This is a genomic window from Vibrio sp. R11-SG3-ISO9 (assembly GCF_059834255.1).
Genome location: NZ_JCBDGU010000056.1, coordinates 304,233 through 322,623, shown reverse-complemented (window position 1 = coordinate 322,623; position 18,391 = coordinate 304,233). Strand labels below are relative to the sequence as shown.

Annotated in this window: 20 protein-coding genes; 12 read left to right on the top strand and 8 right to left on the bottom strand. The window is 45.7% G+C overall.

Annotated elements, in window-relative coordinates; translation table 11 throughout:
- Nucleotides 1-54: 54 nt before the first annotated feature.
- Both AC6R05_RS22395 and AC6R05_RS22390 read left to right on the top strand, forming a co-directional pair.
- On the top strand, nucleotides 55-600 hold the full coding sequence (locus tag AC6R05_RS22395) for a glutathione peroxidase (RefSeq protein ID WP_050487512.1): 546 nt from the start codon (nucleotides 55-57) through the stop codon (nucleotides 598-600).
- A gap of 9 nt (nucleotides 601-609) precedes the next feature.
- Entirely contained in the window at nucleotides 610-1,056 is a 447-nt protein-coding gene (locus AC6R05_RS22390) for a DUF3429 domain-containing protein (RefSeq protein WP_500648684.1), read from the top strand.
- A 42-nt stretch (nucleotides 1,057-1,098) separates the two neighbouring features.
- Here the strand turns inward: AC6R05_RS22390 and AC6R05_RS22385 are convergent, their stop codons facing one another.
- Nucleotides 1,099-1,665 carry a sugar O-acetyltransferase gene (locus AC6R05_RS22385; RefSeq protein WP_500648683.1) on the bottom strand — a complete coding sequence of 189 codons (567 nt, stop codon included), beginning with the start codon at nucleotides 1,663-1,665 and terminating at the stop codon, nucleotides 1,099-1,101.
- Nucleotides 1,666-1,779: 114 nt separating this feature from the next.
- Complete coding sequence (add, locus tag AC6R05_RS22380) at nucleotides 1,780-2,778, bottom strand: adenosine deaminase (RefSeq protein ID WP_285402688.1); 999 nt, start codon at nucleotides 2,776-2,778, stop codon at nucleotides 1,780-1,782.
- 125 nt (nucleotides 2,779-2,903) lie between these two features.
- On the opposite strand from add, the gene AC6R05_RS22375 reads away from it, so the two are divergent.
- Nucleotides 2,904-3,839: a LysR family transcriptional regulator gene (locus AC6R05_RS22375; protein WP_500648682.1), complete on the top strand. Its 936-nt coding sequence runs from the start codon at nucleotides 2,904-2,906 to the stop codon at nucleotides 3,837-3,839.
- Nucleotides 3,840-3,843: 4 nt separating this feature from the next.
- Here the strand turns inward: AC6R05_RS22375 and AC6R05_RS22370 are convergent, their stop codons facing one another.
- A complete protein-coding gene (locus tag AC6R05_RS22370) occupies nucleotides 3,844-4,608 on the bottom strand; it encodes an AraC family transcriptional regulator (RefSeq protein ID WP_500648681.1) in 765 nt (254 codons plus the stop codon).
- A gap of 99 nt (nucleotides 4,609-4,707) precedes the next feature.
- Here AC6R05_RS22370 and AC6R05_RS22365 point away from each other — a divergent pair, with 99 nt between their 5' ends.
- The 3 genes from AC6R05_RS22365 to AC6R05_RS22355 all read left to right on the top strand — a co-directional run bounded on the left by AC6R05_RS22365 (nucleotide 4,708) and on the right by AC6R05_RS22355 (nucleotide 7,650).
- A complete protein-coding gene (locus AC6R05_RS22365; protein ID WP_500648680.1) occupies nucleotides 4,708-5,880 on the top strand; it encodes a multidrug effflux MFS transporter in 1,173 nt (390 codons plus the stop codon).
- A gap of 196 nt (nucleotides 5,881-6,076) precedes the next feature.
- Nucleotides 6,077-6,598: a TetR/AcrR family transcriptional regulator gene (locus AC6R05_RS22360; RefSeq protein WP_500648679.1), complete on the top strand. Its 522-nt coding sequence runs from the start codon at nucleotides 6,077-6,079 to the stop codon at nucleotides 6,596-6,598.
- Nucleotides 6,595-7,650 carry an alcohol dehydrogenase family protein gene (locus AC6R05_RS22355; protein ID WP_500648678.1) on the top strand — a complete coding sequence of 352 codons (1,056 nt, stop codon included), beginning with the start codon at nucleotides 6,595-6,597 and terminating at the stop codon, nucleotides 7,648-7,650. Before AC6R05_RS22360 ends, AC6R05_RS22355 begins: the two co-directional genes overlap by 4 nt.
- A gap of 89 nt (nucleotides 7,651-7,739) precedes the next feature.
- On the opposite strand, the gene AC6R05_RS22350 is transcribed toward AC6R05_RS22355, so the two are convergent.
- On the bottom strand, nucleotides 7,740-8,819 hold the full coding sequence (locus AC6R05_RS22350; RefSeq protein WP_500648677.1) for an HDOD domain-containing protein: 1,080 nt from the start codon (nucleotides 8,817-8,819) through the stop codon (nucleotides 7,740-7,742).
- Nucleotides 8,820-9,091: 272 nt separating this feature from the next.
- Between AC6R05_RS22350 and AC6R05_RS22345 the strand changes: the two genes are divergently transcribed.
- The gene (locus AC6R05_RS22345; RefSeq protein ID WP_500648676.1) at nucleotides 9,092-9,406 is read left to right on the top strand and encodes a hypothetical protein; all 315 of its coding nucleotides are present in this window, start codon (nucleotides 9,092-9,094) and stop codon (nucleotides 9,404-9,406) included.
- Nucleotides 9,407-9,463: 57 nt separating this feature from the next.
- On the opposite strand, the gene AC6R05_RS22340 is transcribed toward AC6R05_RS22345, so the two are convergent.
- The 3 genes from AC6R05_RS22340 to AC6R05_RS22330 form a co-directional block, all read right to left on the bottom strand.
- Nucleotides 9,464-9,952, bottom strand: a complete 489-nt coding sequence (locus AC6R05_RS22340) for a Fur family transcriptional regulator (RefSeq protein ID WP_500648675.1) — start codon at nucleotides 9,950-9,952, stop codon at nucleotides 9,464-9,466.
- Between the two features lie 247 nt (nucleotides 9,953-10,199).
- Nucleotides 10,200-11,102, bottom strand: coding sequence for a homocysteine S-methyltransferase family protein (locus tag AC6R05_RS22335; protein ID WP_500648674.1), 903 nt, complete (start codon nucleotides 11,100-11,102; stop codon nucleotides 10,200-10,202).
- A 184-nt stretch (nucleotides 11,103-11,286) separates the two neighbouring features.
- Nucleotides 11,287-12,096 carry an SDR family NAD(P)-dependent oxidoreductase gene (locus AC6R05_RS22330; RefSeq protein WP_150869854.1) on the bottom strand — a complete coding sequence of 270 codons (810 nt, stop codon included), beginning with the start codon at nucleotides 12,094-12,096 and terminating at the stop codon, nucleotides 11,287-11,289.
- 231 nt (nucleotides 12,097-12,327) lie between these two features.
- Between AC6R05_RS22330 and AC6R05_RS22325 the strand changes: the two genes are divergently transcribed.
- Complete coding sequence (locus tag AC6R05_RS22325; protein ID WP_500648673.1) at nucleotides 12,328-13,707, top strand: MATE family efflux transporter; 1,380 nt, start codon at nucleotides 12,328-12,330, stop codon at nucleotides 13,705-13,707.
- Between the two features lie 117 nt (nucleotides 13,708-13,824).
- On the opposite strand, the gene AC6R05_RS22320 is transcribed toward AC6R05_RS22325, so the two are convergent.
- Nucleotides 13,825-14,664, bottom strand: coding sequence for a DMT family transporter (locus tag AC6R05_RS22320; protein ID WP_263641661.1), 840 nt, complete (start codon nucleotides 14,662-14,664; stop codon nucleotides 13,825-13,827).
- Between the two features lie 265 nt (nucleotides 14,665-14,929).
- On the opposite strand from AC6R05_RS22320, the gene AC6R05_RS22315 reads away from it, so the two are divergent.
- The 4 genes from AC6R05_RS22315 (at nucleotide 14,930) to AC6R05_RS22300 (ending at nucleotide 18,367) form a co-directional block, all read left to right on the top strand.
- Nucleotides 14,930-15,319 carry a VOC family protein gene (locus tag AC6R05_RS22315; protein WP_032553847.1) on the top strand — a complete coding sequence of 130 codons (390 nt, stop codon included), beginning with the start codon at nucleotides 14,930-14,932 and terminating at the stop codon, nucleotides 15,317-15,319.
- A gap of 44 nt (nucleotides 15,320-15,363) precedes the next feature.
- Nucleotides 15,364-15,858 (top strand): hypothetical protein, encoded by a 495-nt coding sequence (locus tag AC6R05_RS22310; protein WP_500648672.1) that lies wholly within the window; start codon nucleotides 15,364-15,366, stop codon nucleotides 15,856-15,858.
- Between the two features lie 238 nt (nucleotides 15,859-16,096).
- A complete protein-coding gene (locus tag AC6R05_RS22305) occupies nucleotides 16,097-16,645 on the top strand; it encodes a carboxymuconolactone decarboxylase family protein (RefSeq protein WP_032553849.1) in 549 nt (182 codons plus the stop codon).
- Nucleotides 16,646-16,927: 282 nt separating this feature from the next.
- Nucleotides 16,928-18,367, top strand: coding sequence for a 6-phospho-beta-glucosidase (locus tag AC6R05_RS22300; protein WP_500648671.1), 1,440 nt, complete (start codon nucleotides 16,928-16,930; stop codon nucleotides 18,365-18,367).
- Nucleotides 18,368-18,391: the final 24 nt, after the last annotated feature.

The window sequence follows — 18,391 nt, the reverse complement described above, 5'->3', positions numbered from 1 at the left end:
CAAAAACCGACCTTAACTAGTAAAACCAATATTGTTACTAACTGAGATACACGGATGAATAAATATCAACTTAGCTTGGCCACACTGTGTCTTAGCACGCTACCATTTGTGGCTAACGCGTCATCATGCCCAGATATACTAAAAGGCTCACAACGTCTCTTGAACTCTACGGATGAGGTTAACTTGTGCGAGGAGTTTCGTGGCAAGACCTTACTTGTTGTCAACACAGCAAGCCAGTGTGGATTCACGTCTCAGTTTGGTCAGCTTGAAGCACTCCATCAGGAGTACAAAGATAAGAACTTCACAGTGGTTGGGTTCCCTAGTAATGACTTCCGTCAAGACAAAGGCAGCGAGGCAGACAGTGCCAAAGTGTGTTATCTAGATTATGGCGTGACATTCCCGATGATGGCGCGCTCTTCAATCTCAGGGCCTGACGCCAACCCAGTGTTTAGTGAAATCAAGAAGCAAGCAGGCGTTGCTCCGCGATGGAATTTCTACAAATACCTGATTGATAAAGATGGCAATGTGGTAGGGACATTCGGAAGTTCGACTTCACCTTCAAGTGCTACTTTAGTAAATGCCATTGAGCAGCAACTGTAGGGAGGCAATATGTCACAAACAAGAAGCACCATGCTAAGGCTAGGTTATCTTGGCCTGATACCTTTTGCGTTCGGTCTGTTGTTGATGCTGTTAGACGCTCAGTTTTTCTTTTTGGGAGGAGATCAGCTCTTTGTCAGCTACAGTGTTGTCATTCTGAGCTTCCTATCTGGTGTGCTGTGGGGCAGAGCCATTGACTACCCAGAGCAAAGCTTGAGCCGCAAAGCGCTACTGTTGAGTAACGTTTTTCTGTTGATTGCATGGGCAGCTTTATTGCAAGGAGCAGGCAGCACTACCCTAACGATTATTGTGCTAGCGGCAGGTTATATTGCAGTCTGGTTCTCTGAACTCCAACTCAGGCCTCAATCTCAAAACCAGCTGCCCGAGGGGTACATGGGGATGAGGGGAATCCTCACATCCAGTGTCGTGGCGATGCATGGTGTTGCCTTGCTCGGTTAACTAAAACGGCCATCGAAATGATGGCCGTTTCTATTGGTATGTTTAGCTGCTTTGCTTATCAACGTCGAGTCTGCGAATCAGCTTGGCTGGTGTGCCGCCATAGAGGCAATCAGGTGGTACATCGCTGTTGACTACTGAGTTTGCAGCGATCACTGAACGGGCACCAATGGTGACACCTTGATTGATCACGCAGTTACCACCGATCCAAGCGTCGTCTTCGACTGTGATAGGTTGGCAAAAGGTTTCCCATTTACGACGGCTTAGATGGTTCAATGAGTGGGAAGCGGTATAGAGCTGTGCACTTGGACCGATCATTACGTTGTTGCCGATCTTAATGTTCGCACCATCTAGCATCACCACATTCATATTGATGAAGGTATCATCACCGATTTCGATGGTCTTACCGAACTCACAATGGAAGGGAGCACGCACGATACTGCTGCCTACTTTGCCGAATAAGTTGGCCTGTAACTGTTCTAGCTTAGACGCATCTGTGCTTCGGTTAAAATCAGAGAGAGCGTGCAACGCATGAGTACGCATTTGGTCGATTTCTTGATCGGCGCCATCGAAGATCTCGCCTGACAACATTTTTTCAAGTTCTGTTTTCATCTCTGTACTACTTATTAGTCAATATTGAACATAGGGTAACGACAAATAGGTAATAAAAAAGAGAAAAGCTTTCGCCTTTCTCTTCCTGATTTATCTTGCGTTACTCAAACCTAATTAGATTTGGTCTGCGAAGCTCATTAGGTGCTGTTTTACTTCATCTGAAGCAAACGCGTTTTCTACAGAGTATTTGTAGATTTGAGCGTAATCTTCTTTGGTTAGGTCGAACGTTTCACATACACGCTTAACTTCGTTAGTCATGGTTGTGTTCGATACTGTGCGGTTATCCGTGTTTATCGTTACCACGATACCGTCTTTCTGGAATTCAGAGATTGGGTGGTCGCTGAATTTGTGAATACATTTCGTTTGTACGTTACTTGTTGGGCAAGTCTCTAGTGCAACCTGCTTCTCTTTCACGATGTTGTACGCGTCTTCGTTGCCTTGGATGTGAACACCGTGGCCGATACGCTCTGCGTCTAGTAGCGTCACTGCATCGTAAACGTTTTGACCGTGCCATTGCTCACCTGCGTGTACTGTCACACGGTAGCCTTTTTCGATAGCGTATTTTGTGTATTCTGGGAATTCTGCACAGAAACCTGGCTTCTCACCGCCTGCGATATCAAATGCGACAACGCCTTTACCTAGGTAAGCTTGACCTGCATCGATCACGTCTTTGATAGAGTCTTTCGGGAACATACGAAGAACAGAAAGGATGTAGTTACCTTTGATGTCGTACTTCTCTTCCGCACGCTTCATGCCTTTTACCGCGCTTGCGATGATCGTATCAAGTGATAGACCTTTGTTTACATGAAGAATAGGTGCAAAACGCACTTCAAGGTATTTCACGTTCTCAAGAGCAGCGTCTTCGTAAAGCTCGAAAGAGATACGCTCAATCGCTTCTTCAGTTTGCATTACTTTAAGCGGCAGAGAGAAACACGCTAGGTACTCATCTAGGTTCTTACAGTCTTCTGGCACAGTAAGAGATTCAACGACTGCATCACGGTCTGCAGGAAGCTCGATGCCGTATTGCTTCGCAAGATCAATGATAGTGTCTGGACGAACGCTTCCGTCTAGGTGGCAGTGAAGATCAATCTTAGGGAGTGCTAGAAAGTTCATGAGTATTCCTTAGTTCTATTATTCTTGAGTAGTTAACTCATAGGTTATATGGGTCTAAATTACCAACTTCATGATATGATTGAAAGTGACATAAAATCATTTTTGATGTGAATCTGAGGAATATCATGGTTGATGTGAAGCGATTACTGAAATGCGATATGAATCTTTTGCTCTGTTTGCACGTTTTACTTGAAGAGCGCAGTGTAAGCAAGACCGCACAGCGAATGTTTTTGAGCCAATCAGCGGTGAGCAAACAGCTGACAAAATTACGGACTCTGTTTGATGACCCGTTATTTGAACGTGAGTCGAAAGGCCTGTTTCCGACGCCCAAAGCACTCGAAATTGCCCCGAAGATCCACCAAATATTGCTTCAAGTCGAGCAGCTCTCTGTTCCGGAAGACTTTGACCCTCTCGGCAGTGAACGCATCTTTAATATCGACTTGGTCGAAACGGCCTATACCGCCATCTATCCTAAGTTCATGCCTAATGCGCTCGCTCAGGCTCCGAACATTACCATCAATAGCACCACTTGGAATGGCGAAACTTACAAGCGTTTGTTAAAGCGTGAGGTGGATTTTGGTATTGGTATTTTTGAGTTAGACGAACGTGCCAGCACTCATGTTCACAGTATTCCTCCTGAACTCAATTACGCTGAGCTGATGCAAGACTATTCGGTTTGTCTTATGCGCCAAGATCACCCCGCATTGAAGGAAGATTGGAATCTTAAGACGTTTCTAAAATATCGACACATTCAGCTGGTGACAGGCGGTGTCGGGGATTGGTTATTGCTAGAAATACTGCAAGCGAAGCAGCTTAAGATTAACAAGGCGGCTAACGTCTCTGATATATCGAGTGCAGTAAAGCTTTGTAAGCAAAGCGATCTATTGATGTGTTATCCCTATAACTCGGTAAGAGACTATATCGAGAGCGGTGAATTGGTGATGAAACAGATACCGATGGAGCTGGTGCCGGGTGGTCTATTCTTACTGTGGCACCGTTATTACGACTCTGAACCAAGCCACAAATGGCTCAGAGAGCTCATTATTGAACAGACTCGATAGTTGCTTATCGATTAAACGCCAAGGGTGTTTTGCCTGTCTGCTGTTTGAAAAAGGCAATGAAGGCGCTATCAGACGAGAAGTTGAGTTCGTATGCGACTTCAGATACGGGCAGTGGGGTGGCGAGCAGTTCTATCGCTTTCATTAACCGCCACTGCTGACGCCAATCTTGGTAGCTCATGCCCGTTTCAGTTTTAAAAATGCGACTCATCGTTTTGGTGCTCGCACCTGACTGGTCAGCAAGTTCGGTTAGGCTTGGCGGTAAGAACTCAGGCTTTGGCGCTTGCTGGTGAAACCTAGTCAACCGACGATCTTGTGGTAGCGGCAGCACTAAAGATTGAGTCTGCGCATTGTAAAACTCTTCCCAAAACAGCTCTGTTGTCTTGCTGGTTCGCTCAGGTTCAATATCCCAATCCCACAATGCCATTCGATTGATGAGCGCCTTGAGGAGCTCATCGACATCCACGGTTGTAATGGTGTCAGGGCAACTAAACTCACCCACGTCGAAGTAAATAGAACGGTAAGCAACCACATTAGTCATTTGTGCGCGATGCACTGTACCTGGAGGTATCCACACAGCCTTAGTTGGCGGAAGAATACAAATGGCTTGCTCTAAGGTCAGCGTAATACAGCCGTGAGGTGCATAAAGTAGCTGCCCTTTTTGGTGCTGATGAAGCCCAGAATCGTGTTGTCCGACATCAGCTGCAATTCCGACCACCTTTGCCTCGATGGAGTCAGCATCAAAATGAGTGTTGGGAGTGATCAGTGCCATTTGTCCGAATCTTGATGTTTTTGGTTTTAATGTTGTTAATGGGTCAAGGGTAGGTTGCTCTACACTGCGCGTCAAGTTGATTGATTCGGAGAAACAACCATGAAAACAAAACCGTCATTGTGGCAAATGGTACTGCTATTGATGCTTCCACAGGTCGCAGAAACCATTTATAGCCCAGCGTTGACGTCTATTGCTGACGCTTATGCCGTCAGTTATTCGCAAGCGGCTCAAACCCTCTCTGTCTATTTCGGCGCATTTGCACTTGGTGTGGTGGTATGGGGTGTATTGGCTGACCGCTTAGGAAGACGCATCACCATGTTACTCGGCCTAATGCTATTTGTGATTGCGGCGAGTATCGCTATCTCTACTACGAGTTTCACTGTGCTGATGATGGCGCGAGCATTGAGTGCTTTTGGAATCGCGGTGGGGTCTGTAGTCACGCAAACCATGCTGAGAGACTGCTTTACCGGTGAAGAGTTAAGCAAGGTCTTCGCCTATATGGGGATTGGCATATCCATCAGCCCTGTCTTGGGCATGTTGTTGGGAAGCCAGTTAAGTGCATTGGGGGGTCATAAGTGGGTCTTCTTAGCATTGCTGCTGATGGCGTTAGCCGCGTTGTTACATAGCCTCGTTACGTTGCCTGAAACTAAGCTGTCTGAAACCAAACTAAGCGAAACAAAGCAGCCTGATACCAACGTTGCTCTTAAATCGCTTGCTTTAAGCATGCTTAAAGATCGCCAAATATTGCTATCTGCACTGCTAGTGAGTGCTTACAACGTTGCCCTTTTTTCATATTACCAATTGGGCGCATTTACTTTTGCTCAGTTGGGGATGAGCAATGAGCAGTTCGGTTATAGCGGCATAGTGCTTGGCCTTGGCACGCTCATTGGGAGCTACCTAAACAAAGCACTTCTGGCACGCGGAAACACGTCACAACAACTGTTGAGACTTGCAGCGCTACTGCTGTTAGTCGGTGGTATTGGTGTATGGGTGACTCAACACCAAGTGATGTTTCTATTGCCTATGATGCTAGTGGTTATGTCATTTGGGATTGCGATTCCTAATGTGTTGAGCAAAGCCTTGATCAACTATCGTGCACAAATTGGTAGCGCGGGTGCGCTGTTTGGGCTGCTCTACTACTTGTTGATTGGTGCGGGGTTGAGTCTTGTTGGCATCGGACAGGATCTTGGTATGGGCTTGACGGTTTGCGGGTTAACCGCCGTGTTAGCCACCTATCTGCATCAAGTTATGACAACGAGTTTGAATTCTTAAATTTTAAACGCTAAATCTATGATTTTTAAAGGGTTTAAAGGTGGTGGTGAGGACGAGCTAGGCACCGTAGTTGGCGAATGGAAATCAACAATGATTGACAAGGGTAGAATGATCGCTCTACCCTATAAGTCGAACAAACATTCTACCCTTGTGAGTGTTTATTTTTACTCCCTGAGAAATGTATTGAGACTGCTCTATGTTGAAAGAACAGATTGCCGCCGCACTTGAGGTTGCATTTAGCCAACACGGTTTCGCTGAGCCTAGCGTCGCACAGCTGAAAACCGCGTGTGGTGTTAGCTTAAGAACCCTGTACAAGCATTACCCTTCCAAAGAAGCAATGATTGTTGGGGCACTTGAACATCGTCACCAACGCTATTTGCACCTGCTGCTTAATGAAGCGCCTCAGAACCCGCAGCAGGGTATCGAGCATGTGTTTTCACAGCTGCAAGCTTGGATGGAGGAGTATGCTCCTCACGGCTGCTTGTCGATGAACGCGATCGCTGCGTTTCCTGACAATGAGTTGATCAACCAAGCCGTACTCGACCACAAACATGAAGTGCGAGCGCTGCTAGGGCAGTTGAGTCACAACGAAGCGTTATCTACCCCACTATTTCTATTGCATGAAGGCGTTTCAAGTGCATGGCCTGTACTCGGCCAAGCAGCCGTCGCTTCTGCGAAAAGCACAGCTAAAACGCTGTTAATTGAGGATTCATTATGAGTTTTGATGTACCAGCAACGATGAAAGCCGTTGAGATGTTAGGCCATGGCGGAGAAGAGATGCTGCAATACCGAGAGGATGTTGCGGTTCCAACGCCCGCACCTAACGAAGTACTGATTAAGGTGATGGCGGCGGGTGTTAACAATACCGATATTAATACGCGTATTGGGTGGTACTCGAAGAGCGATGATTCTGATGATGCCAGTTGGTCTGGTGAGTCTTTGAAATTCCCACGAATTCAAGGTGCAGATGTGTGCGGTGTTATCGTTGCAGTGGGTGAGCAAGTTGATGAGTCTCGTATTGGTGAGCGTGTGATGATCGAACCATGTCTAACAGAAGTGTACGGTCGAGAACTCCCTCAGCCTTGGTACTTTGGTTCTGAGTGCGACGGTGGCTTTGCTGAATACACTAAGGTTGCATCTAAACATGCTTACGCGGTTCAAAGTGAACTGTCTGACATTGAGCTCGCTTCATTTCCTTGCTCCTATTCAACCGCAGAGAATATGCTCACTCGTGCTCAAGTCGCTGAAGGTGATCGCGTGTTGATCTCGGGTGCTTCTGGTGGTGTAGGCTCTGCCGCGATTCAGTTGGCCAAAGCGCGTGGCGCGCATGTGATTGCGATAACCAGTCCGAGCAAGAATCAACAACTGTTAGATCTCGGTGCAGATGAAGTGATTCCTCGAGACGCGAACCTTATTGAGACGCTTGGCGTAAACAGTGTGAATGTGGTGATTGATTTGGTGGCGGGTGAACAGTGGCCACAGTTCTTGGAAGTGTTAAAACCAGGCAGTCGCTATGCCGTCTCAGGCGCAATCGGCGGTGCGATGGTAGAGCTAGATGTGCGCACACTTTATCTTAAAGACCTAAGCTTCTTTGGTTGCACAGTGCTTGAGCCTGAAGTGTTCCAAAATCTGATTAATCGCATCGAAAAACAACAGATTCGCCCGATCGTGGCTCAGTCTTTCCCATTGGCTGATATTCATCAAGCACAACAAGAGTTCTTGAAGAAAAACCATGTCGGTAAGATTGTATTGGAAGTCGCGCAAGGCTAAAGACAATCGGCTATCTACAGAAATCATAAAGGGGCTCATTGGAGCCCCTTTATTGTTTTTACGTAACTGCCCGTTTCTATGAGTGCCTGTTACGCAACGTTAAGTTCAGCTGCTTTGGCTCTGATTGTTTCGACAATCGCTAATGATTTTGGCTGTGTTAAGCGTTGCTCACTGCGCTTCTCAAAAGTCTCAAGATCGATGATTTCTGATCGCAACAGAGATTGCAGTTCGCTCAGGTAGTTGGCTTCTAGCACGGCAATGGCTAATGGCGTTGCTGAAAACTTCTGTGATTCCTGATAAGCGATAGCTAAAAGTACCGATTCCGGTAGCTCCCAGAACTTGGCAAGTGTGTAGGTCAGCTTGATGGAATAGCTGTTGATCAATCGCTTAAAGGCGGTGGAGTTCGGCGGAACACTCGGGTCAACATGACTGAATGCTTCTATCATCACTTGGAAGATGATCATTTTGCCTAAGTTACGAATAAGCCCGACAAAGTAGGCCGTTGACTCGTCTTCGTTCGAAGTGCTGTCTTTGAGTAGTTCTCTCGAGTAGCAGGCCGTTTGCAGGCTGTGATCCCAAATCTTCTCACCAAATTGTCGCCAGTAGATATTCAGTGTTGGGGAGAACTCTTTCAGATAGGCGTTAATTACACCCTCGATCAGACCTTGTGAGCCCATATTCATGAATGCGGTTTTTAGATCCGTAACCTCTTTTTCAGAGCGGCGATAGCGTGCGCTGTTTGCCAGTTTGATCATATCAGCTGCCATGCTTGGCTCTTTATCGATGACTTTCAATAGAGTTTCAACATTGAAATCTTCACTTTTTAGCTCACTCATTAAGGTCGTGATCGAAGCAGGCATGACTGGTAGTTCATTGAGCAGCGCCTTTGGCGATAGAAGTAGTTTTTCAATACGTGCTGCAATGAAATCACTGAATGGATCTGACTCCGTATTCAATCGAGATTCCCCAAATAGATAATTCAGAAAATCCGCGTCATGCGGGCTGAGAGGTTTATCGGCTCTTAACGTGTGCTGAGACGTTGCTGTTTGAGCGACCTCTGACTGCTGCAGTTGAGATTGGCTTTCAACATTGTTTGCTGATTCTTGAGAGGTTTTTGATGGTTGCCCCTTTAAAGAAGGGAATAGTGTTTGCAACACCCTTTTAAACATTGAGTGGGATCCTAAAAGAAAAACATAATGCGAATAGGCTAGGGTATGTTGACCTTTCGTGGCTAAGTTTTGCTAGAAAGATCAACACGTCCCAATACCCACAATTATCTCATAGGTAATGCATAAATTAAATCAATGAAAGTTTTACAGATTACAAACCCTTACGCATGGTTACTTAATTGTTAAAGGCCGTCGGCTATAGTGCGCCCGAGTGTTAATAATTAAATAATCAATAACACCGTATTGGGATAATAATTTAGAGAGAGATTGTCATGCTTGTCTTTACAGCAGATTCATTAAACTTGGTTTTGGACTTACTAAAAACAGCCGATTACGCGCAGCACAACATTTACTTTAATGACGGCCAACACCAACATCAGGTGGTCGGTTTTGAAGTGAAATTTGAAGATTTTGAGTGCAATGGTATGTTCCAACGTTTGGAAGTGGGCTACAAAATGAAGATGTCTTCAGCAGAGTTGGTTGAGTTCTGTTTTCATAAAGGCCAGCTGAAAATGGAACCGATGAAAGCTGTCGCACCAAAGCATGATATCGGTACACCGTCCAAAATTGCTGAATACAATTTCTAATAAGTCGTGCTAATACACCCTTTATTTGAGCTGGGCACACCTGCCCAGCTTTTTCATTTACGCACTTCCACAGCACGTCTTTTCTTGTTTCAGGCAATCATCACAAACACAATTTATCTCTAGTTGTGGACTAATCACGGTAAAGCCTTCTTCTCGCGCATTGGATTGTAAATCCATGATCAGTTTAGGATCGATGGTTTGTTCACTGATCTTGTCACACTTAGAGCAGATGAAAAACTGAGGGATGCCGTGTTCATGCTCACAAAGGATATGCGAGCAAGCAATGTATTTATTGGACACCTTGAGCTTATGAGCCAAGTGCTCCTTCTCTAAAAACTCAAGAATACGATATACGGACATGGCCTGAATCGTCTTATCCAAATGATCTCGGCAGTAGTCAACAATGTCATAGGCAGAGAGTGCTTTTCCTGACCCAATCAGAGCACGAAGTACTAAGCGTCTTGTCGCGGTTAGCTGCTTACCACGCGCTTTAAAGTTGTTTTCGACATGTTTGATCTGAGCTTCAGTATCGACGGGCTTTGTCATTAAACATTTCCATTATGAGAGCTGTATATATCCATAAGATGTTATGTTATATCATAGCTTTTGAGGCGTCAGAAGAGCAAGCAAATGCGATATAAAGCGTGTCCTCGCTAGCGTTCTTGTTTATAACAGGGACCAAATAGAGTTGTGATAGCAATGAGCGACTAAGAGACGGAGGAAACAGTAATAGGAACGAGGAGAGGAGGTATCACCGCCTTACAGGCAAACGGCAAGGCAGTGATTGATAACTTTATTGTTCAGTCAGCGTTAATTTCCAGTCGCTGAGCGCTTTAATGTGTTTAGGACCAATACCACAGCAACCGCCAATGATGGTTGCGCCCAGTTCGTACCAACGTTTTGCATAAACTAGGTAGTCTGCTGGAGACAGTTCTCGCATACACTGCAGCGTATCATTCGCCTCATGTTCGCTGCTGATCGGTGCAAAGTTGTTTGCATATACACCAACCTCAATTGTGCTGCCTAACTCAATCAATACCTGTTTGGCATCTTTGATTGCTTGCTCCATCACTTCCGGAACGGAACAGTTAAACAACACTGCTGCTGCGTCGGATTGAACCGCCAACTTGATAGCATCGGTCACGGCTTGCCCTGATCGCAGCCTTGCTGCAGAACCCGTTTCGTCGCTCAGGCTGAACGCGTAGTAGCAAGGCTTGTCTGATTCTTTTAACACGTCATGAATTGCGCTAAATTCCTCTAAACTGCATAACGTTTCGACCATCCACAAATCTACGTACGGTGCTTGTGCGTCATACAAAGTTTGCACGATAGGCTTTGCTTGCTCGGACTTGAATAGATCCGGTCGGTAGCTGCCAAAAGGTGGCGGAATAGCACCCGCAACCGTCACTGTGTGATCCGCAAACTGAGCGACTGACTGCGCTAGTTTTCCAGATAACTCTGCGAGTTCAAAACCTTGTTCAGAAAAGCGTTGTTCACCGAGGTGGAAGGGAACACACGCATAGCTGTTGGTGATAATCAGCTCAGCACCGGCATCGATAAAGTGCTGGTGGGCTTGGGTCACAAATTGTGGGGCTTCGATAAGTGCTTGAGCACTCCAAAGTGGCTGTGAAAAAGGAGCGCCAATCTCTTTGAGCTCCCTGCCCATACCACCGTCTAATATTGTGAGTCTGTTCATAGTCATGCTCATATCCGTGACAGAAATTCTTGCGACACCATATCAGACACAATGGATGAAGACTACGTTGCCGTTGTGCTCGAATTGAACTTTTGTTTTGTCTGATACCGGGTAGCGGCTTATGGCTGGGGGAAGCGATAAAAAGGAGGGAAGATAGCGGCACAATTCGTACCGCTGTTTTCGATTAGGCTTTCGCCTCTATGAGGCGATCTAATGTTTCTACCAGTTGTTGGTTTTTATGGTCATCGAGAGCATCGGCGTGGGGAGGCTTAAATAACCCTGAGTCATTATCAAAGTATTGGCCCGATGCGTCAGCAAACTCGTCTGATAATGCCGCGCGGCATAGGATGTCTGCACCAATGGCTAAGTCGTTACCATCTAAGCCGTAGGCCTCTTTAACCAGTTTACTGCCTAAAAATGAAGCGGGATTGACCGCAATAATTGATGGCCCATGTCCTGCCAGCGATTGAGCCAATTCCATTGACCACATATTAAGAGCGAGCTTGCTCTGTGCATAAATGGGTCCGTGAATATCACCCGCATTAGGGCTACTTAAGGCATTAAGGTCGACTGGGGCTTGTGCTGCTGAAGATAAATTGATGATGCGACCTGTGGCATCGAAAAGGGGGAGCAACAAGCGAGTAAGTCGGTAGGGGGAGATGGTATTTACTACAAAACGTGTATCTAGATTATCTTTGGTGGTTACTTCAGGGACGCGGTATACGCCCGCATTATTGATCAGAACATCGAGCTTACGATGATCACGGATCACTTGCTGAGCAAACTGTTCAACCTCGGCCAATACCGATAAGTCAGCAAGATAATGTTCAATGTTAGCCTGCTTAGAGAGGCGACGTAAGCTGGCAGCAACGCGCTCTAATTTGGCACGGTTTCTACCGTGAATGAGTAGGTGGTGTCCTTGTTGAGCCAATACTCTTGCGGTCTCCAAGCCAATCCCATCGGTTGCTCCTGTGATAAGAATTATTTTTTGCATTATTAACCCTTCAAAAAATAGCTGGAGAGATTCTTATAACAAAGATCATCTGCGCAAAGTTTTTGTCGTGTCACACGGTTACAGAGCAAAAGTGGTTAAATAATGCACGGATCACGAATGGTGCAGGGATTATATACAAAACGTTGAAACTCATTCAGGAATGTTGGCGGTTATCTTTCTCTGTGTGCTCCGTATACTGCATGCTGAGAAAACAGAACAAAGAGCCCAACTATGCCGCTAAGCCTGCCAACCACTCTGCGCATTGTGATTGAGAAAACCTTGCCGTTAACGGTGGGAGTTTTTGCGATCATGATGGTTCAACTAGTGGACTCTATTTTTATTGGGATGCTAGGTGTCAATGAACTCGCGGTGCACGGTATCACACTGCCATTTCAGGCTGCGTTTACTGGAGTACAAGTTGGAATGGGAGTTGCGGCCACCTCGATCATCTCACAGGCGGTTGGTGCAAAAAACAGCCGCAAAGCTAGCTCTATGGCGACACTGTCGGTCGGTGCGGGTATGGTCACCATCGCTCTGCTCTGTTTTGTCCTGATCTTATTTAGTGATTGGGTATTCCATTCGTTTATTGCTGATGTGCCACCGCAGCAGTATCAATTGTTGCTCGCCGTGTTCAATCAGTATTGGCCAGTTTGGTTAATGAGTGCACTGAGCGTTGCGCTGCTCTACTTGATGACCTGCATCTACAGAGCTAATGGCGATACCAAAACCACAGGCAGCATGTTTCTTGGTGCGAGTATTATTAACTTGATTCTCGATCCGATTTTGATCTTCTGGCTCGATATGGGGATTGTTGGTGCAGCGGTCGCTTCAACTATAGGCTACCTGACCTGTTCGCTTTACATGCTTATCAAAGTGCAAGGTCGTGGTTGGTTTGGCTTGTCTGATGCGAGCATCGAACAGATCAAACAAGATGCTTCTGAGTTGGTGAGAACCGTGATTCCAACCACCATGAATCAGATTTTGCCGTCAGTGAGCGCTTTTTTCACAATGTGGTTGATTGCTCACATGGGAACCAGTGAAATGGCGTTTTGGAGTCTATTGTCACGCGTTGAGAGCTTTGTTTTGGTGATGTCGTTGGCACTAACTATGTCGATTCCTCCCATGATTGGCCGTTACCTTGGTGCTAAACAGCATCATCGAATTCCAGAATTACTGAAGACATCGGCGCTGTTCTTATTGACTTTCCACTTGGTGATTGCGGCTGTTTTAGCTATGAGTAGTGGCTTACTTGCATCTACACTATCGGATGAAGCGACTATTCAGCACTGGTTTGAAGTTAGTTTGCTGTTCATCCCATTTAGCTTCGGACCACTGGGATTGTGTATGTTGGTGGCGTCGGTGTTCAATGCGCTCGGCTTACCTAAACAGGCGTTAAATGTGTCGTTTGCACGTCTTTTCATCTTCTACATTCCAGCATTATGGATCGGTGCTTCTACGGGAGAGATGATATACGCGGTTGTTGCAGCATCATGCGCGAATGTGCTTGCGGGTGGTTTTGCGTGGCTGCGATTAAGCCGTTACGTTAAAGAGAATATCGAAACGAAATCCACTAAAACTTCATGCCAAAGTGCGTTGAGAACGGAATGCTAGGGCTTACTCTGAAGGGATAGCGGTGATTTTCTTAACCGTTATTCAAACTGTGATTCAACAAAAGCGGCCTCTAATACAGAGGCCGTTTTGGTATTGATATGAATTAGGGCCTAAAGCCTATGAAGGCTGTTTGGCTCTTCGTCTCTTGGCTGCTTGAAGCATCGCGTAGGGTGATAAACCAGTAACGAGCATGGTGCCTATGATGACAAAGATAGAGCCAAAGATGGTATTGATACCGATGTGCTCATCTAGGAATAAGTGTCCCCACAAGATACCAAATACGGGGATCAAAAAGGTCACCGAAAGTGCAGGTGATGGCCCCAGTTCATTAATTAGGTTGAAGTAGAGTAGGTAAGCCAAGCCGGTGCAGACTGCGCCCAATAAGATCACCGATGTGGTGATGGTTAAGTCTGGTGCTTCTCTTACAGGAATAAAGAAAACAAATGGCAGAACTAACAGTACAGATGCCCACATGCTGCCATGTGCGTTGCTGAACGCTTCCACCTTTGGTGCGGTTTTGGTGTAGTTAGAGGCGATGCCATAACTGAGCGCTGCACATACTGCCGCCCCAATTGGAATGATTGCTTCGCTGCCAATATTGACTGCATCCCAGCCAACCAGAACTCCCACACCTGTAACACCAAGCCCAAGGCCTGCAACCACACGCTTTTCGAGTGGAGTTTTAGTCCACACCGCGCCGATGATGGCCGCCCAGATAGGCGCTGTAGAGTTAAGAATCGACAACGTTGAGGCATTCAGCGTTTGTGCTGCGTAGGCGAATAGCAGAAAAGGCAACGCCGTATTGAACAGTCCAAGTATAAAGAAGTGCCGGGTATGCTCAGTAAACTTGAGTGTTTTCTTTAGATAAATCGAAACGATCAGCAGTGTTAGCGCGGCAAAAAGTACGCGGGCTTCAATCAGCATAGCGGGGCCAAGTGGTGTGGCGGCTATCCGCATAAAGAGAAAGGAACCACCCCAAATAGAGGCGAGTATCAGTAGTTTAGCGAAGCTTAACATGGCGTATGACCTGACCGTTCAAAAAAGCGACTATGGAGCAAATAGTTTCAATACACAAGCTAGTGTTACAAAAATGTTGTTTAGCTCATCTTCAAAGTTGGCGATGCTAATCTAGGAACAAAGCAGCCTTATTTTGTTCTGTTTAATGTTCCGGTTTCTTACCCTAATCTATTTGTCGTTGATTGAATGATTAGGAACAGATGCCATGAAAATCGAACACATTGCGATTTGGACGAAACAACTAGAAGTGCTTAAACGCTTCTATCAAGATTACTTCGGCGCAACTTCTAACGAGAAGTATCACAATCCGACCAAGGGCTTTTCGTCTTACTTCTTGTCTTTCGATAGCGGTAGCCGATTGGAGATCATGGAGATGGATTCAGTACCTGAATCGAAAGATGATATCTACGATCAGTTCACTGGGTTTATTCATGTGGCAATTTCATTGGGCTCAGAACAAGCGGTCGACGATCTAACCCAACGCTTGGTTGAAGACGGTTATGAGCGATTAGATGGCCCAAGAAGAACCGGCGATGGTTATTATGAGAGTTGCGTTCTTGACCCGGATGGTAATCGACTAGAACTTACGGTCTAAAACGGGCTATTCTCAGTTGATAAAATATCAATTCGGATACCTTTATGCGCAAAACTCTTTTTAGTCTCTTAGGTTTATCTCTGTTGGTCGGTTGCCAGATGACCAACGAAGTGGTTGATGAGCCGATTGGGTACTTGGGCTTCCAGGATGGGCAGGTATGGGCAACTCAGTTCAACGATTGTGGTGTTGTAAATTACGTTGAAGCGAAAAAATACCAATGGTTTGATCGTTCACTTGAATCGATAAGTTGCTATCAATTTACGCCTCAACAAACCATGCCAGCGGTTTCTGTATATGAGTCTCCAAATATGGACAGCCAGCCGATTGTACAGGTTTTGCGTTTTAGTGAATTACAAGTATCCGAATCGGGCTGGGGTACTTTTCCAAGCGTTTATCAAATCCAAGATAATAACTGGGTTCGTCTAAAAGAAGGTTGGATCCACCTATCTGTTGATGATCTTAAGCTGGTTCAGTTCTATCCTGGAGAGCAGAACACTCAATACAAGCAAGCGCATGATCAGTACTATTTAGAACATTAAATAGCGATTATTCTATTTAAAATCATAGTTTTATGCTGTCATTTTATAGAGAGTCACGAGTCAATATCGTGGCTCTTATTGTTTTCATTTCAGTTAATCTTCTCACTTAGATCAAAAATGAATAAAAACTGTTGAACTTCGTTGTTTTAATTTTTGAACGTTCGTTCTAATATGGTTTTATTGATGTCAACTGAGCCTATGCTTGGTTGTCTTTGTAGAACAAAACAGGATAAAGACGATGAGCAATTTTAAATTTCATACTATTGAAACAGCACCAGAAGGCAGTAAAGCAATTCTTGAAGGCGCACAGAAACAGATGGGGATGATCCCCGGCCTTTACTCAGTGATGGCTGAGTCTCCAGAAATACTTAATGCGTACAAAGAGCTGCATCAGCAGTTCACGAATAGCTCCTTCGACGCAGAAGAGCTCACCGTTGTGTGGCAAACCATAAACGTTGAACATGAATGTCACTATTGTGTTCCGGCGCATACTGCGATCGCACACTCAATGAAGGTAGATCCTGCGATCACTGAAGCGCTGCGAAACGATGAAGCCCTACCAACTGAGAAGCTGCAAGCTCTAAAAGACTTCACGCTAAGTGTGGTGAGAGGGCGAGGTAATGTTTCTAAAGAGGAAGTTGAAGCGTTTTACAGTGCTGGCTACGGACAGAAACAGGTTTTAGAAGTGATTCTTGGCTTGTCGCAAAAAGTGATCAGCAACTACGTTAATCACCTAGCAGAAACGCCGGTGGACAAGGCATTTGAACCATTTGCTTGGAAAAAGTAGTCGTCAGTTGCCGGACTAAGCCCTTAGTCCGGCATTTCTTCATTTCATAAAATTTTTATTCCCTTGTCAGCACTTCTATTCTCCTTAATATCAAAGATATACCGATCACTTGGCTCATAAACTTGATCTCTATGATCAAATAAACCGCAAAAACTTATTGTTGAAACCGGTTTCAAGGTGTATCTTTTTGTCATCTTGAAATCGGTTTCAGAGTTGCAGCTTTTAAGTTTGTTACCTTAAACCTATCTATTTTCTGACGAATAACTTGTAGTGAGTGATGGTATGAATAACGAATTTCCAAACGATTTTTTATGGGGTGGTGCGGTTGCTGCGCATCAGCTAGAAGGCGGCTGGGATGCGAATGGTAAAGGTGTGAGCGTTGTCGATGTATTAACAGCAGGCGCGCACGGTGTACAACGTCGAATCACCGATGGTGTAATCGATGGTGAAAACTACCCTAACCAAGTTGCTGTGGATTTCTACCATCGCTACAAAGAAGACATTAAGTTATTTGCTGAAATGGGCTTTAAGTGTTTCCGTACCAGCATCGCGTGGACGCGTATTTTCCCGAATGGCGATGAAGCCGAACCGTGTGAAGCGGGCTTAAAATTTTACGATGACCTGTTTGATGAGCTATTGAAATACGATATCCAGCCAGTAGTGACGCTGAGCCACTTTGAAATGCCTTACCATCTAGCGAAAGAATACGGTGGCTGGATGAACCGTAAAGTGATTGATTTCTTCGTTAAGTACTCAACCACGGTGATGGAGCGTTACCAGCATAAAGTGAAGTACTGGATGACGTTTAACGAGATCAATAACCAGATGAACACCTCGGCGGACATCTTCGGATGGTTATGCTCTGGCGTGAAGTTCCCACAGTGCGAAAAGCCGCAAGAAGCCATGTACCAAGCGGTGCACCATCAGTTTGTTGCGAGCGCATTGGTGGTAAAGAAAGGTCATGAGATCAACCCAGATCTTCAGATCGGTGCGATGTGTGCGATGGTGCCTTTCTACCCTCGCTCTTCAAAGCCAGAAGACATCATGGTGGCGCAGCAAGCGATGCGCGATCGTTACTTCTTCTCTGATGTCATGGTTCGTGGTCACTACCCAAGTTACGCCAAGCGTGATTGGGCTATCAAAGGCTTTAATATCGAAATGCAGCCTGAAGATGAGAAGATCCTAAAAGAGGGGAAGGCCGATTACTTAGGCTTTAGTTACTACATGTCGAATACCTTGGATTCCTCTTCTCACCAATCTACTGAAGAAGCGATGGACGGTGGACATGAAAACTCGGTAGAGAACCCGTTCATCAAGTCGAGCGATTGGGGCTGGCCGATTGACCCAACAGGCCTGCGTTACTGCTTAGCATCTCTTTATGAGCGCTATGAAGTGCCATTGTTCATCGTTGAGAATGGTTTTGGCGCGGTTGATACCATCGAAGAAGATGGCAGCATTAATGATGACTATCGTATTGCCTACCTTGGCGATCACATCAAAGAGATGAAAAAAGCCGTTGCGATCGATGGCGTTGATCTAATGGGCTACACCCCTTGGGGCTGTATCGATTTGGTGTCGTTCACCACAGGTGAGATGAAAAAGCGCTACGGTTTCATTTACGTAGACAAACACAACGACCAGTCAGGAACACTAGAGCGTAAGCGCAAGAAGTCTTTTGAGTGGTATAAAGGCGTGATTGCATCTAACGGTGCCTCTATTTAGAATGCCTGCAATTAAACGGCAGTG

Bases quoted from the DNA above. Each gene is read 5' to 3' on its own strand.
- AC6R05_RS22350 (WP_500648677.1), bottom strand. From the start codon at position 8,819: ATGTTTAAAAGGGTGTTGCAAACACTATTCCCTTCTTTAAAGGGGCAA.
- AC6R05_RS22365 (WP_500648680.1), top strand. From the start codon at position 4,708: ATGAAAACAAAACCGTCATTGTGGCAAATGGTACTGCTATTGATGCTT.
- AC6R05_RS22315 (WP_032553847.1), top strand. From the start codon at position 14,930: ATGAAAATCGAACACATTGCGATTTGGACGAAACAACTAGAAGTGCTT.
- AC6R05_RS22345 (WP_500648676.1), top strand. From the start codon at position 9,092: ATGCTTGTCTTTACAGCAGATTCATTAAACTTGGTTTTGGACTTACTA.
- AC6R05_RS22300 (WP_500648671.1), top strand. From the start codon at position 16,928: ATGAATAACGAATTTCCAAACGATTTTTTATGGGGTGGTGCGGTTGCT.
- AC6R05_RS22360 (WP_500648679.1), top strand. From the start codon at position 6,077: ATGTTGAAAGAACAGATTGCCGCCGCACTTGAGGTTGCATTTAGCCAA.
- add (WP_285402688.1), bottom strand. From the start codon at position 2,778: ATGAACTTTCTAGCACTCCCTAAGATTGATCTTCACTGCCACCTAGAC.
- AC6R05_RS22370 (WP_500648681.1), bottom strand. From the start codon at position 4,608: ATGGCACTGATCACTCCCAACACTCATTTTGATGCTGACTCCATCGAG.
- AC6R05_RS22340 (WP_500648675.1), bottom strand. From the start codon at position 9,952: ATGACAAAGCCCGTCGATACTGAAGCTCAGATCAAACATGTCGAAAAC.
- AC6R05_RS22335 (WP_500648674.1), bottom strand. From the start codon at position 11,102: ATGAACAGACTCACAATATTAGACGGTGGTATGGGCAGGGAGCTCAAA.
- AC6R05_RS22320 (WP_263641661.1), bottom strand. From the start codon at position 14,664: ATGCGGATAGCCGCCACACCACTTGGCCCCGCTATGCTGATTGAAGCC.
- AC6R05_RS22355 (WP_500648678.1), top strand. From the start codon at position 6,595: ATGAGTTTTGATGTACCAGCAACGATGAAAGCCGTTGAGATGTTAGGC.
- AC6R05_RS22330 (WP_150869854.1), bottom strand. From the start codon at position 12,096: ATGCAAAAAATAATTCTTATCACAGGAGCAACCGATGGGATTGGCTTG.
- AC6R05_RS22325 (WP_500648673.1), top strand. From the start codon at position 12,328: ATGCCGCTAAGCCTGCCAACCACTCTGCGCATTGTGATTGAGAAAACC.
- AC6R05_RS22305 (WP_032553849.1), top strand. From the start codon at position 16,097: ATGAGCAATTTTAAATTTCATACTATTGAAACAGCACCAGAAGGCAGT.
- AC6R05_RS22390 (WP_500648684.1), top strand. From the start codon at position 610: ATGTCACAAACAAGAAGCACCATGCTAAGGCTAGGTTATCTTGGCCTG.
- AC6R05_RS22385 (WP_500648683.1), bottom strand. From the start codon at position 1,665: ATGAAAACAGAACTTGAAAAAATGTTGTCAGGCGAGATCTTCGATGGC.
- AC6R05_RS22310 (WP_500648672.1), top strand. From the start codon at position 15,364: ATGCGCAAAACTCTTTTTAGTCTCTTAGGTTTATCTCTGTTGGTCGGT.
- AC6R05_RS22375 (WP_500648682.1), top strand. From the start codon at position 2,904: ATGGTTGATGTGAAGCGATTACTGAAATGCGATATGAATCTTTTGCTC.
- AC6R05_RS22395 (WP_050487512.1), top strand. From the start codon at position 55: ATGAATAAATATCAACTTAGCTTGGCCACACTGTGTCTTAGCACGCTA.